This window comes from Lysobacter sp. P5_B9, assembly GCF_054049835.1.
Genome location: NZ_JBFULP010000006.1, coordinates 124,449 through 137,313, shown reverse-complemented (window position 1 = coordinate 137,313; position 12,865 = coordinate 124,449). Strand labels below are relative to the sequence as shown.

The following is a 12,865-nucleotide window of genomic DNA, read 5'->3' as shown; positions in this document are numbered from 1 at the left end:
TACGAAACGCGCCTGGCGCGGGCTGATCGCCGCAGCCATGACGCATGCAATCAGATCTTCTCCCCGTCCGCGGGAAGCAGAGGCCCGGAAGCAGAGGAGGGGAGGCGAGCGCAGCGAGCCGCGGTTGCTTCCCGTCAGCGCCGGGTCCCCAGCACGCCGTCCAGTGCGAGTTGCGCCTTGAAGCCCGCCTTCTCGAGCCGCTTGGCCACTTCGCGTGGCACATCCCGCCCGGTGGTGAGCTTGTTCGGGCTGCCGGTGTAATGGAACAGCCGGCCACCGCGACGCAGCACGCGCGCCAACTGGTCGTAGAACGCCTGTGAGTAAAGCTCGCCGGCAATGCCGAAGCGCGGCGGGTCGTGCAACAGGGCGTCCACCGAGGCGTCGCCGATCTGCGCGATCGCTTGCGACACGTCGGCATGGGTGAGCTGCAGGCGGCCGCCGCTGGCGGGCGCATCCGGATCCGGCGACCACGGGTTGAGCGTACGCAGCCACAGCACGTCGGCGTTCTTCTCGTACGACTGGATGCGCGCGGCGCCTGCCTCCAGGCAAAGCGCGGCGAAGTAACCCAGGCCGCCGCAGGTATCCAGGATCGCCTTGCCCTTCGGTTCCACCAGCGCCACCTTGCGACGCGCGTCCTCGAAGGGGGACTCCTTCGACGTGGGCAGCATCTTGATGCCGTCGATCTCGAAGGTGGGCGCGCCCCATTCGGTCGGCACCAGCTTGATCAGCGCGCCGGAGTAGCGCGACACCGGTTCGAACCCATCGCCGTCCCAGTAATAGAGGGTGCGGTCCTTCAGCTTGTGCGGGTACGGATAACGCCGCTCGCGCCACTGCCAGGCATCGGCTTCCAATGTCGCTTCGCCGCCCGACTTGCCCAGGTCCAGCGATCCGGTCCATGTGCCTGCGCCGGCATCGCGCGCGGCCAGCAGGGCTTCGCCGATGGCGCGGGTGAGCAGAGGGCCGGAATAGTGCATGTCGTTCGAGTCATTTTGAGGGCGAAGTGGCGAATATCATCGCCGATGCCGCATGTTGCACGCGCGCAGACGTGGTTTCGTCCATGCAGAATGCCCGCATCGAGGGCGTTTTTCCGTTCCATAAGCTGATCCCGAGGGCGTCCGCCCCGGATGAACCCGTTGCCGGGGCGAATGCGCGGACGGTCGCCGGGAAGAGGAGCGCGCAACCGATGCACCTGCCACGGGTTGGAGCATGTGCCGCTATTACGAGGCTGGGCGGCGTGCTGGTACTGGCCATGGCGGCCGCGAACGCGTGGGCGCAGGACATCGAGCCGCGCGCGTATTCCAACGCGCCGGTTGGCGTGAACTTCCTGATTGGTGGCGTCGTGCGGACGCGAGGCGGCTTGTCGTCCGATCCCTCGGTACCGATCACCGATGCGAAGCTGGAATCGACCAGCCTCGTCCTCGCCTACGCCAGGTCGCTCGACCTGTGGGGGAAGTCGGGGAAGTTCGACGCGATCGTGCCGTACACCCGCCTGTCGGGAACGGCCGACTACCTGGGCCAGTCGCTGGAGCGGAATGTCACCGGGTTCGGTCGACCGGCGTTCCGGATTTCGGTCAACCTCCACGGCGCGCCTGCGCTTGGGCTGAAGGAGTTCCGCACATGGAAGCAGGACCTGATAGTCGGCGCGAGCCTGCAGGTCGCGCCGCCTTGGGGGCAGTACGACGCCGACCGCATCGTCAACATCAGCAGCCACCGCTGGTCGTTCAAGCCGGAGGTCGGTCTCTCCAAGGCCATCGGACCCTGGACCCTGGAGCTGCAGGCGGCGGCGACCTTCTTCACCGACAACGGCGACTTCTACGGCGGCACCACGCGCTCGCAGGATCCGCTCTACTCGCTGCAGGGCCATGTGATCCATGGCTTCGCGTCGGGCAAATGGCTGTCGGTCGATGCCACCTACTTCGCTGGCGGTCGCTCGCGGATCGACGATGTGCTCAGCAACGACCTGCAGCAGAACTGGCGCGTGGGCGCGATCCTGGCGATTCCGGTGGGCCCGTTGAATTCGATCAAGTTCTCCGCGAGCAGTGGCGTGTCTGCCCGCACGGGCAACAACTTCGACGCGCTCGGCGTGGCATGGCAGTACCGCTGGGGAGGCGGGTTGTAGGGAGCGCCGCGCACGCGTCGCCGTCGCCATGGCGGCGATGAAGGCATGGCGATCCCGGCCCGACGCGTTACTGGAACTTTTCCGGGTACTGCTTGGCGATTCCGTCGGTGAGCGCGTCGGCGAACATCAGCATGTGCTCGTGGCCTTCGTCGTAGGCCTTGATGTCGGCGGCCCAGTCCTTGTGCAACCTGGCGACGACTTCGCCGCTGGTCAGGTCCAGGTGCTTCTGCAGCATCGCTTCCAGGTCTGCTTTCGCCCAGTTTGGATTCGCGCCGCTCAGGAACGCTGCGATCTCCTTGCCGTTCGCGGACCATTTCGCCTGGGCCGCATCCAGTTGCGCCTTGTCGCCGCCTTTCGCGGCCTTGACGACCTCCACCGCCTGGCTGATGTGGTCGCGCAGCAGGCCCGCAAGCTTGTCGCCCGCGGCATCGCCGTAATAAGGCTTGATGGCCGCGCCGATCTCGTCCTGGTTCTTCATCAGGCGCGCGGCCACGGCGTCGGTGTCGGGCAGCCCGGCGAGGGCGCTGATGATGTAGTTGCGCGTGTAGGTGATGTGGTCCTCCCACAGCTTGCGCATCGCGGTCCGGGTTTCCGCTTTGCGGTCGGGCATGGCGGTGGTCGCGGTGGCCGCCGCGGTGGCCGTGGGGGCGCCAGTTGCGGCAGGCGCCGCAGGCGCGGAGGGCTGCGTGCAGGCGGCGATGGCGACCAGGATGCTGGCCAGCAGCAACGGCGAAGAGCGTGGTTTCATGGCGTGTTCCTCCTTCGGAAGCACCGGGGAAATAAGGCGCGCCCGGGCGTGAAGCGCACGCATCCCTGTGTTCATCCGGAAACCACGCGCCAGGCACGGAAGGCAGAGTAGGTTTTGGAGTTTGTACTCTCGAAAGCGCAGGCCTTGCTGACGAGTTCCGGCAGGGCGGACGCAGGCGCAAGCGCAGTGCGCCGTACGAACGTCCGATGTTTGCCTTTGATGCGCGACTCGACCTGATCCGTCACGTGCCCATCGGTTTCATTACCGTGGCGTTCGCACGCCCCGGCCACGCCACGTACGTCCGCCACGCATACCCCCACGGCACTACCGCCACCAGCAGCGGCAGCGCGAGGAACGAGCTGGCGATCTCGCCAGTCGGCGTGCCCCATAGCGTGCCGGCCTGCCACAGCGGCCAGGCGACGAATGCGAGCCAGATCGCCTTGTAGCCGATGGTGAAGAACATCAACGGCAGCCAGCGCAGCGGGTGGATCAGCCCGAACAGCGCGAGCGCAGGGTAGGTGGCCCAGACGGCGAAGGCGACCGCGCGCAGCGGATCCCAGGGGCCGTCGTGTGCCAGCAGCACGCGCCACGCGGTCGGCGCCACGAATATCAGCATCAGGAAGTAGAACAGCCGCAGGCCCCAGATCTGCACGGGGCGAACGCCTTCGTGGCGCTGCGGGTCGGACACGAAGAAGCGGGCGAGGGTGTTCATGTCATTCCTCCTGGGGCGGCTGCGTGGGATCGAAGGCGAGCAGGTCGCCAGGCTGGCAATCGAGGACGGCGCAGATCGCCTCGAGCGTGGAAAAGCGGATCGCCTTGGCCTTGCCGGTCTTCAGGATTGACAGGTTGGCGACGGTGATGTCGACGCGCTCGGACAGCTCGGTCAGCGTCATGCGGCGCTCGTGCAGTTTTTCGTCGAGGCGGACCACGATCGCCATGGCCTACACCGTGCCTTCGAGGTCGGCGCGCATCCGCGTGCCCTCGTCGAACACGCGCGCCAGCACGAACAGCAACAGCACGGCCAGCCACGGCGCGAACGAGAAGCCGACGTCGATGTTGTCGATGGCCGGCACGAACCGGGAGGCGCCCAATACAATCGCGCCCACCAGCAGCCGCAAGCCTTCGCCGGCGAGCACCCACCAGGCGATCGCCTGCAGGCGGCGGGCGTTGCCAGCGACGAACGGGTCGCCATCGCGCACGGTATCGACGATCGCCAGCAGTTCGCGCAGCACCCGATACACGACGTACGCGCCGGCGATGCCGACAATCACTACCGCGCGCAACGCGGCCCGCACCTGCCAGGCGTCGGCGCCGTCCAGCCCGACGAGGGCGTCGAACAGCAGTTTCGGATAGATCAGGGTGGCGACCAGCAGCACGCCGATGGCGCAGGCGTAGAGGGCGTTGAGGACGATCAGGCCGCGGATCAGCAGGCGGGCCAGGGGGAGGGCGTTCGGGGGTCTGGTCACGGGATTCGGCCTCTTTGGTTATCGTAAAACGATATTAAACATATCGAAAAACAATATGCAAGCGCCGTTCGGCGGATACCGCCGCTGGGGCTCCGGCCCCGGTTGCCCAAATCGGCCATGACGGCGGAGTCCGGTCCTATACCAATGGTGATCGCGCGCCAGTGCGACCCGGCCGGACACCCTGAACTTCGATGCGGGCTACGATCCTCGACGAAACACCTGATCGGTCACCCATGGAAACAGGACGCGGCAACAACCAAGGACGAGGGCAGGCAGGGCTGGATCCCGAGCTGTTGCGCCGCCTGCTGCGCGCGAAGGACCGGATGGATGCCGCCTCGCACGAGGAGTGGCCCGTGCAGCGGCTGGCGCGCGTGAGCCATGTTTCCGCGGCCCACTTCGCGCGATCGTTCAAGGACGCCTTCGGCGTTCCGCCGCACCGGTACCTGCTCACGCGTCGCATCGAGCGGGCCTCGGCGCTACTGCGCGACACCGACCTGCCCATACTCGACATCGCACTGCAGACGGGCTGGAACAGCCTGGGCACGTTCGGACGGACGTTCCGTGACATCACCGGCGAGAGCCCAAGCGAGCTGCGCGCGCGCGAGCAGGCCGCTCCGCACGCGCGCGAGCAGGTGCCGGGCTGCTACCTCAGTGCCGCCCACCGGCCCGACCTCACGATCGCAGTTTCGGAGAAGCGCCGGCAGGATGCGGGCGGTAAGAATGCCGCCGAACCAACCGGTTCCATTGAAACGAAGGAGATCACATGAGCCAGGGTGTCGGAGTAGTCGGGCTGTACGTTCGCGATCAGGACGAAGCCCTCGAGTTCTATGTCGGGAAGCTCGGCTTCCGCGTCCATACCGACGCGCGTAACGGCGACTACCGCTGGCTGACGGTGCAGCACCCGGAGCAGCCGTCCTTCCAGCTCGGCCTGTTCGCGCCGCAGCCACCGACGCTCGACGCGGCGACCGCGCAGACGGTGCGCGAGATAGTGGCGAAAGGTGCCATGCCGCCGCTCGTGCTCATCGTCGACGACTGCCGTGCCTCCTGCGAAGGCATGCGCGCCCGCGGCGTCGAGTTCACGCAAGAGCCCGAGGACCGCTATGGCACCGTGGATGCCAGCTTCCGCGATCCGTCGGGCAATGGCTGGAAGATGATCCAGGCGCGGTGAGCGACCAACGTGCCATTCGATTTCAAGATCACCGCAATCCTGGAGTGAACACAATGGCCAGCAGCACGTCCACGAACTCGAAGCCGGCGAAAGTCGTAAGGAAAGCCAGCGCCAGGCCGGTCGCTGCGAAGGCAGCAAAACCGCGCAAGGCGGTCGCCAAGGCAGCAGACGCCGTGAGCGCATCCCAGCGGATCGACGAGAAGATCGCGAGCCTGCACGACTGGAGAGGCGAGCGGTTGGCCGAAATCCGCAAGCTCATCCACGAAGTCGACCCCGAAGTGGTCGAAGAATGGAAATGGATGGGCACGCCCGTGTGGTCGCACGAGGGCATGTACGCCCTCGCCAATCCCCACAAGGGCAAGGTGAAGCTCACGTTCTTCCACGGAGCGCAGCTCCCCGACCCCAAGCAGCTCTTCAACGCGGGGCTGGGGAGCAAGTGGCGGGCGATGGATATTTTCGAGGGAGACAAGATCGACAAGACCGCGCTGAAGGCGTTGCTGCGCGCGGCGGTGGCTTACAACAGCACGCATGCGGTGCCAAGGAGCAAAGGATCGCGGGCCTAGCGCGTGGATGGATCCCGTGAATGGGGCTGAAAGCGGCGAGTCGATTCTTCTATGCCGCTACGACCGGCGCATGCGGTGCTGAGCGGGCAATAGCGCACCCCCGGTTTTCGCCGGGGGTGCGGGACAGCTTTAGCTACCGGGACTTCCCTACTTCTTTCGAAAGTGCCAACACAGGCCCCCGGAAGCGACGGATAACGCCGCAGCAACGAGCGCATGCGTGATCATTCCGGCGACACCATAGACCGCCGCAACAATCGCGAATAGCACCGCGTTGATGCAGTAAAAGGATCGGGATAGTCCTTGGCTCGTCATGATTAGGCGGCCTCGGCTTGCTACTGGGCGTACTGAAGCGTGCCAATGCCGCAGACCACGGCAGTGCCAATGCCCCATGCTGACGTGGCTACACCGAGCCATCCGAAACGTGGGAACAGCGACAGTGCGCCGAGTCCAGCGCCAAGTGTTGCGGATGGATTCGTGTACTCCATGCACTTGCTAAAATATTCGCCCGCAGTCTTCGAGCCCAACGGCGCTTCGCTGCTGCCGGAAACCATCTCCACTTCTTCGGTTGTAAGGGTCCTCATTCCACTACTCATTAACTTTGGGAGTCGACTGATGATCAACTCAAAGCGCCTGCCGCGACTCCTACAGCAAGCGAGCCGACGGTAGCACCTCAGTGCGCCGCCCCCTACGTCGCCTTTGGCGAACACCTGGGTTCCAAATTACGAACGCACAGGGGTTGCAAGATGACGGCCCATGCGGCCATCAACTCCCGGCGCTTGGCCAGCAGATTGCCGCGACGACAGGCGGCTTTCACCTGGTCGGGGATCTTGTGCGCGAGCGCCTGGTCGATGACGTGCTCGGGCCAGGGGTCGCCATCTCGAGATGGGACCTGTCGACGAGGCCCTGGAGCAACTCGGCCTGGCCCGGAACGCGGTCGCGACCGTCGGCGGGTTTTCGGCGGCGCTCGCCCTGGCCCGTGCATCCGACATGGTCGCGACGGTCCCGGAGAAGCACACGTACACGCTGTGCGAGGGGATGCACCGCTTCACGCTTCCGGTGAAAGTGCCCGAGTTCACGGTCTCCCTGTTCTGGCATCCACGGCTCGAAGCGGATCCGCCGCATCGCTGGCTGCGCGCGCTGGTGAGGGATGTCTGCACCGAAGTCAACGCACTGCGAGGTGCATAGCAGTTCGTGGATGCAGGACTTCTGGGACGGGTCGTGGCAAACCGCGCGGCTATAGTGGCCGGCACCCACCCAGCAAGGACGTAGACGTGATCAGGTCCAGTCTTCCGCTCGTCGCTTTGTTAGCAGTCACTACCGCATCGGCAGGTGCGGTGCACGGAATCAATCCCGCCGACATCAACCGCAACGGCGACGCCTGCACCGACTTCTTCGACTACGCCAACGGCGCGTGGCGGCAGCAGAACCCGATCCCGAACTACATGGATCGCTGGAGCCGCCGTTGGCAATCCGGTGAGGTCAACAAGGAACACGTACGCGACATCCTCAACGAGCTGTCGGCAAAGACCGATTGGCCCAAGGGCAGCGCGGGCCAGCTCGCCGGCGACTTCTACGCCACCTGCATGGACGAGTCCCGCGTCGACGCGCTGGGCAGCAGGCCGATCCAGCCCTGGCTTGCGGACGTCGATGCCATCAAGGACAAGGCGGGCCTGCAGCGCATGATCGGCAAGCTGCACGACGTGGGCGTGTTCGTGCCCTTCATCGTGTATGCCGGCGAGGACCTGCACGAGCCCTCCCAGACCGTCGCCCACATCTATGCCGGCGGCCTGGGCATGCCCGACCGCGACTACTACCTCAAGCCCGACCAGCGCTTCGTCGAGGCGCGCGCCAAGTACCTCGAGCACGTGGCGAAGATGTTCGAGCTCGCCGGCACCAAGCCGGAGCAGGCCAGGCAGAACGCCCAGACCGTCTTCGCCTTCGAGAAGCGCCTGGCCGAGGCCTCGTTCGACAACGTGCAGTTGCGCGACCCGAAGCTGCTGGACAACCCGACCGCGTTCGCCGACCTGGACAAGCTGGCGCCGAGCTTCGACTGGACGAAGTACTTCGATGCCGCGCACATGCCGCGCAACGCGTTGAACGTCACCCAGCCCAGGTTCCTGCAGCAGGTCGAGAAGGAACTCGCGACGACGCCGCTCCCGCAGTGGAAGACCTACCTGCGGTGGCATGTCCTCAATACCGCCGCCGACTCGCTGTCCACGCCGTTCGTCGAGGAGAACTTCGCCTTCAACGGCAAGTTCCTCACCGGCGCCACCGAGATCAAGCCTCGCTGGAAGCGCTGCGCGGAAGCCACCGACAACCAGCTCGGCGAAGCGCTCGGCCAGAAGTACGTCGAGAAGTACTTCCCGCCGGAAGCCAAGGCCAAGATGCAGGACATGGTGAAGAACATCCTGCTGGCGATGGACGACACCATCCGCGGCCTGGACTGGATGGACGAGGCGACCAAGAAGAAGGCGCTGGAGAAGCGCGCGACCTTCTTCCCCAAGCTTGGTTACCCGGACAAGTTCAAGGACTACAAGGGCGTGGTGATATCGCGTGATTCGGCGTGGGACAACGTCGTCGCCGCCTCGCGCTGGAACGTTGCCGACAACCGCAGCCAGGTGGGCAAGCCGACCGATCGCAGCCGTTGGGGCATGACGCCGCCGACCTCGAACGCGTACTACAACCCGTCGCAGAACGAGATCGTGTTCCCGGCCGGCATCCTGCAGCCGCCGGCGTTCGACGTGACCGCCACCGACGCGGTCAACTACGGCGCCATCGGCGTGGTCATCGGCCACGAGATCAGCCACGGCTTCGACGACCAGGGCGCGCAGTTCGATGCGCAGGGCCGCCTGGCCAACTGGTGGACGCCCGCGGACAACAAGCAGTTCCAGGCCAAGGGTCAGTGCGTGGTCGACCAGTTCGAGGGTTACTTCATCGAGCCAGGCGTCCACCACAACGGCAAGCTGGTGCTGGGCGAATCCATCGGCGACCTCGCCGGCGCCAAGATCGCCTATCGCGCCTACCTGAAGTCGCGTGAGGCCAAGGGTCCGGAACCGACCATCGACGGCTTCACCCCCGAACAGCAGTTCTTCCTCTCCTGGGGCCAATGGCGCGGCGACGAGACGCGCATGGAAACCCAGCGCACCATGATCCAGGGCGACCCACACCCGGTCGCCAAGTACCGCGTCAACGGACCGCTGTCGAACCTGCCGGCATTCCGCGACGCGTTCCAGTGCAAGGCGGATGCGCCGATGGTGCGCGCGGAGAAGGATCGCTGCGAGGTGTGGTGACGCGCATGCATCGATGAAGCAGGGGCCCGCGCAAACGGGCCTTCTGCTGTGAAGCATTGCAGGAGTTCGATCAACGCCGCGGTTGTGGCGCAATGCCCTTCAGGGAGCCCCGATTCCCGATTGATGGGGCGCATGGCGCAATAACAGGTACTGACCCTTGTACGTGGTCGTCACAACGGTCAGCTGCGCGCGCAGATCCTCGGGAAGCTGGTCGAAGGTGGGGCGCTGGGCGCTGATGTAGGCAATCTGGTGTTCCGCAAGCACCCGGCGCAGTTGTTCGTCCCCGTCGACATGCTGGATGCGTCCGCGCGCGTAGAAATCCGCCGAATACTGGCGCCTCTGGTCGAGGATGAAGAGCGGCCGTCTCGCGAGCGACGCCTCACAGGCCGTGACGATTTCCTTCTGCGATTGGAAGCCCACGCGTGGCCACGCCACCATGACGAGCAATGCGAACAGGATCGGTGCCCAGGTACTCAATTGCAGTATCCAGGGTGAAGGCCGTTGTGAAATCCGCTGCTCCCACGCTTCGGCCACCAGGCAGCCAAAGCCCACCAGGCCAGGCAGAACATAGGTTGGCAGGATGTTGCGGCTCATCGTGAAGAATACGGCTGGCGCGAGCGCCCAGCACACGAGATAGAGCCCCCAACCATCGCTGGCCGGAGACGGCCGAATGGGGATGTCCACTCTCCGCCGGACCAGCTGCCACAACAGCCATGGCGACCACGGCAGAGTTGCGAGCAATGCGTCGAGCCAGATCGTTCCCCGAGGGTATGCATGACCGGAGCCGTACAGATCGCCCTTCCATCCACTGACGGTGTAACGCTGCCAGTGTTCTCCGATGAAGAAATAGTGCAGAAACCCGGGGCTACGCACTTCGACGGCCCAATACCAGGGTACGACCAGAACCGCCGTCAGCACCGCGCCGGACAGCCATGGCAGGCGAAGCCATGTTTCCCGGACACGCCCGCTCAGCAGCGCCCAGGCACCTATCGGCCCCAGGGTCAGTACCGTCGCCACCGGCCCCTTGGCCAGCAGGCCAATGGTCAGGCCGACGAAGAACAGATAGCCCCAGCTCCGCGATTTCGTCGTCATCGCCAGCCAGAAGGAAACCATCGACAGTGTCGTGCCGAGCATCATGGTCGGGTCGGTCATCACCGCTCCCGCGCTCGCCATCATCAGCAATGTCGTCGCCAGCACCAGGCTGGCCCGAAGCCCGAAATCCGTGCCGCGCCGGCTGGCCGCGAGCGCGTACGTCAGGCCACACACCGCAACGCCCAGCAGCAGCGCTGGAATGCGCGCGGCGAATTCGTTGATGCCAAACAACTTGAAGGAAGCCGCCGTCAACCAGAACGACAGCGGTGGCTTGCCCCAGAACGGAGCGCCATATTCGATCTGAGGCACGATCCACTGGCCGGTTTCGAGCATCTTGCGCGCGATCTCGGCGTAGCGCGCCTCGGTCGTGTCCGTGAGCGGATATGCACCCAGCGTGAGCAGGCGCACGATGCAGGCGAAGGTGAGCAGGCACCACAATTGCTGTCGCGAAGAAATCCGCAACATTGGAACTGACAATGGAAACAGGCGAGTCGCTCGCCTGCTCAATTGGCGAACCATTTCCACTCCGTCCAGTTGGCGGATAGGGGCGGGCGCCGCGCTGAAAGCCGCGCGAACCGCGTGGCCAACTCTCATTAGGGCGGTGTCGCAAATTTGTCGGGTTCTGCTCTGGGCCAATTCCCGGGCCCGTCGGCATTGTTAACGTTGTGTGCGCGTCTGATGGGAAACGGCGCGCCAGTGAGCACGAGACGCCCGACCGATTTCCGACATGTCACCCAAGAGCATCGCCCTGGTGCTGATTGGAGGTTGGATATGGCAGGCATGCCGGCCGCTGTTGCGGCGCGGAGCGACGTAACGAGCAAGGTCCCGGAAATCACCTTGGGGTTCTGGGCCATCAAGGTGCTGGCCACCACCGTGGGCGAAACGGGCGGCGATGCCGTTTCGATGTCGATGGGGCTGGGCTATCTGATTGGCACCGCCATCTTCATGACGGCGTTCGTCGCAGCCGTCGCGGCACAGATCGCCGTCAAGCGCTTCAGTCCGTCCCTTTACTGGACGACGATCATCGCCTCGACCACCGTGGGTACCACGCTCGCCGATTTCGCCGATCGCTCCCTCGGCATCGGCTACTCAGGAGGTTCGTTGCTCCTGCTGGGAATGCTGCTCGCGTCGTTCTTCCTGTGGCATCGCGTGCTGGGCTCCGTGGACGTAGGCTCGGTGAGTTCACCGCAATCGGAGTTGTTCTATTGGCTGACGATCATGTTCTCGCAGACATTGGGCACGGCGCTGGGCGATTGGACGGCCGATACCGCGGGATTGGGTTACTTGGGCGCGGCCCTCGTCTTCTCCGGCCTTTTGCTGCTGGTAGCCGCGCTCTATCTCTGGACGGCGGTGTCGCACACGCTGCTGTTCTGGGCGGCCTTCATCCTCACGCGGCCGCTTGGGGCAGCGGTGGGCGATTTTCTCGACAAGCCAGTCGCCAAGGGCGGCCTTGAGCTGAGCCGCTATTCCGCGACGCTGGTCCTGTTGGGCTTGATTGCAGCAGGCATCGTCCTGTTGCCGCATCGGGCGGCGCGCGCGACGAATTGAACGGACGGCCATGGCGATGACGTCGATGCCGGCAAGGCCACGCCCGTGGATAGTGCTGACGGCGCAGCTGGGCGCCCCCTTACTGGTACTGATCGGGATGTCCGGTGCAGCCCGGGCCGGCCCGCCGATGATCACGAACGATCCGGACACGCCGGGCCCCGGCGTCTGGGAAATCAACCTTGCCATGGCCGGCGGGCGCGCACACCGCAGCCTGGATCTTTCCGCGCCGGATGTGGACATCAACCGCGGCGTGGGCGAGCGCGTCCAGCTTTCCGTGCACGGCTCATGGGCACACGCACGGGACCATGGCAACTGGGCATCCGGCTTCGGCGACGTGGAGCTTGGCCTGCGTTACCGCTTCCTCGATGCGGAAGCGGGCGGCGTCTCCCTTGCCGTGCAGCCGTTATGGGTGCGTGGCTGGTCTTCGGCCGCACGGCGGCGCGGCCTCGCTTCGGCTCAGCCCGAATGGGTCTTGCCAATACAGGTGGCACGCGGCTTTGGCCGCTACAGCGCAGGGCTGGAAGTCGCACGTCACTGGGTGCGACAGGAGGTCGACGCTTGGCAGGGCGGCGTATTCATTGCGCACGACTGCTTCGTTGGAACCTGTCTTGCAGAAATCAACAGCACGCGCGACGACGGCTCGCGGACCCGGACCGCACTCAATTTCGGCATGCGCCATCCGTTGCGCGAGGGGCTGCTGCTGATAGGTTCGTTGGGAAGCGAGATCAGCGGCGAGGATCGCCAGCCGCTGATCTTCTACTGGGGCCTGCAGTACGTCCGCTGACGCCGCGCGCCCGTCTGAAGCGGAAGCATCAGGCCCCCGGGGTCCGGCCTGGACCGGCGCATTGATCGAGCGACAAGATTCCGACAC

Annotated in this window: 15 protein-coding genes; 8 read left to right on the top strand and 7 right to left on the bottom strand. The window is 65.3% G+C overall.

All coding sequences use genetic code 11. The annotated features are described in order from the left end of the window. Window positions 1-134 precede the first annotated feature (134 nt). The gene (locus ACXJJ9_RS13280) at window positions 135-974 is read right to left on the bottom strand and encodes a class I SAM-dependent methyltransferase (RefSeq protein WP_457097627.1); all 840 of its coding nucleotides are present in this window, start codon (window positions 972-974) and stop codon (window positions 135-137) included. 275 nt (window positions 975-1,249) lie between these two features. Here ACXJJ9_RS13280 and ACXJJ9_RS13275 point away from each other — a divergent pair, with 275 nt between their 5' ends. Next, window positions 1,250-2,119: a transporter gene (locus ACXJJ9_RS13275; RefSeq protein WP_457097626.1), complete on the top strand. Its 870-nt coding sequence runs from the start codon at window positions 1,250-1,252 to the stop codon at window positions 2,117-2,119. A gap of 67 nt (window positions 2,120-2,186) precedes the next feature. Here ACXJJ9_RS13275 and ACXJJ9_RS13270 read toward each other — a convergent pair whose 3' ends face one another. From ACXJJ9_RS13270 to ACXJJ9_RS13255, 4 genes are all read right to left on the bottom strand, one after another. Further along, on the bottom strand, window positions 2,187-2,867 hold the full coding sequence (locus ACXJJ9_RS13270; RefSeq protein WP_457097625.1) for a hypothetical protein: 681 nt from the start codon (window positions 2,865-2,867) through the stop codon (window positions 2,187-2,189). Window positions 2,868-3,108: 241 nt separating this feature from the next. Next, complete coding sequence (locus ACXJJ9_RS13265) at window positions 3,109-3,579, bottom strand: hypothetical protein (protein ID WP_457097624.1); 471 nt, start codon at window positions 3,577-3,579, stop codon at window positions 3,109-3,111. A 1-nt stretch (window position 3,580) separates the two neighbouring features. Further along, window positions 3,581-3,805: a helix-turn-helix domain-containing protein gene (locus ACXJJ9_RS13260; RefSeq protein ID WP_457097623.1), complete on the bottom strand. Its 225-nt coding sequence runs from the start codon at window positions 3,803-3,805 to the stop codon at window positions 3,581-3,583. 3 nt (window positions 3,806-3,808) lie between these two features. Further along, window positions 3,809-4,333 (bottom strand): DUF2975 domain-containing protein, encoded by a 525-nt coding sequence (locus ACXJJ9_RS13255; protein ID WP_457097622.1) that lies wholly within the window; start codon window positions 4,331-4,333, stop codon window positions 3,809-3,811. A gap of 233 nt (window positions 4,334-4,566) precedes the next feature. Here ACXJJ9_RS13255 and ACXJJ9_RS13250 point away from each other — a divergent pair, with 233 nt between their 5' ends. Together ACXJJ9_RS13250 and ACXJJ9_RS13245 are read left to right on the top strand one after the other, a co-directional pair. Further along, entirely contained in the window at window positions 4,567-5,100 is a 534-nt protein-coding gene (locus ACXJJ9_RS13250) for a helix-turn-helix transcriptional regulator (protein ID WP_457097621.1), read from the top strand. Beyond that, entirely contained in the window at window positions 5,097-5,501 is a 405-nt protein-coding gene (locus tag ACXJJ9_RS13245; RefSeq protein ID WP_457097620.1) for a VOC family protein, read from the top strand. The genes ACXJJ9_RS13250 and ACXJJ9_RS13245 overlap by 4 nt, the downstream gene beginning before the upstream one ends. Before the next feature lie 28 nt (window positions 5,502-5,529). On the opposite strand, the gene ACXJJ9_RS13240 is transcribed toward ACXJJ9_RS13245, so the two are convergent. After that, a complete protein-coding gene (locus tag ACXJJ9_RS13240; RefSeq protein ID WP_457097619.1) occupies window positions 5,530-5,661 on the bottom strand; it encodes a hypothetical protein in 132 nt (43 codons plus the stop codon). A 13-nt stretch (window positions 5,662-5,674) separates the two neighbouring features. On the opposite strand from ACXJJ9_RS13240, the gene ACXJJ9_RS13235 reads away from it, so the two are divergent. The 3 genes from ACXJJ9_RS13235 (at window position 5,675) to ACXJJ9_RS13225 (ending at window position 9,354) form a co-directional block, all read left to right on the top strand. Continuing rightward, complete coding sequence (locus tag ACXJJ9_RS13235) at window positions 5,675-6,064, top strand: DUF1801 domain-containing protein (RefSeq protein ID WP_457097618.1); 390 nt, start codon at window positions 5,675-5,677, stop codon at window positions 6,062-6,064. Window positions 6,065-6,946: 882 nt separating this feature from the next. Beyond that, entirely contained in the window at window positions 6,947-7,249 is a 303-nt protein-coding gene (locus ACXJJ9_RS13230) for a LysR substrate-binding domain-containing protein (protein WP_457097617.1), read from the top strand. A 116-nt stretch (window positions 7,250-7,365) separates the two neighbouring features. Then, window positions 7,366-9,354, top strand: a complete 1,989-nt coding sequence (locus ACXJJ9_RS13225) for a M13 family metallopeptidase (protein ID WP_457097616.1) — start codon at window positions 7,366-7,368, stop codon at window positions 9,352-9,354. A 99-nt stretch (window positions 9,355-9,453) separates the two neighbouring features. Here ACXJJ9_RS13225 and ACXJJ9_RS13220 read toward each other — a convergent pair whose 3' ends face one another. Next, window positions 9,454-10,911, bottom strand: a complete 1,458-nt coding sequence (locus ACXJJ9_RS13220; RefSeq protein WP_457097615.1) for an ArnT family glycosyltransferase — start codon at window positions 10,909-10,911, stop codon at window positions 9,454-9,456. 306 nt (window positions 10,912-11,217) lie between these two features. On the opposite strand from ACXJJ9_RS13220, the gene ACXJJ9_RS13215 reads away from it, so the two are divergent. Beyond that, entirely contained in the window at window positions 11,218-11,994 is a 777-nt protein-coding gene (locus tag ACXJJ9_RS13215; protein WP_457097614.1) for a COG4705 family protein, read from the top strand. After that, window positions 11,942-12,778 (top strand): hypothetical protein, encoded by an 837-nt coding sequence (locus ACXJJ9_RS13210; protein ID WP_457097613.1) that lies wholly within the window; start codon window positions 11,942-11,944, stop codon window positions 12,776-12,778. The genes ACXJJ9_RS13215 and ACXJJ9_RS13210 overlap by 53 nt, the downstream gene beginning before the upstream one ends. The last annotated feature ends 87 nt before the right edge of the window (window positions 12,779-12,865 follow it).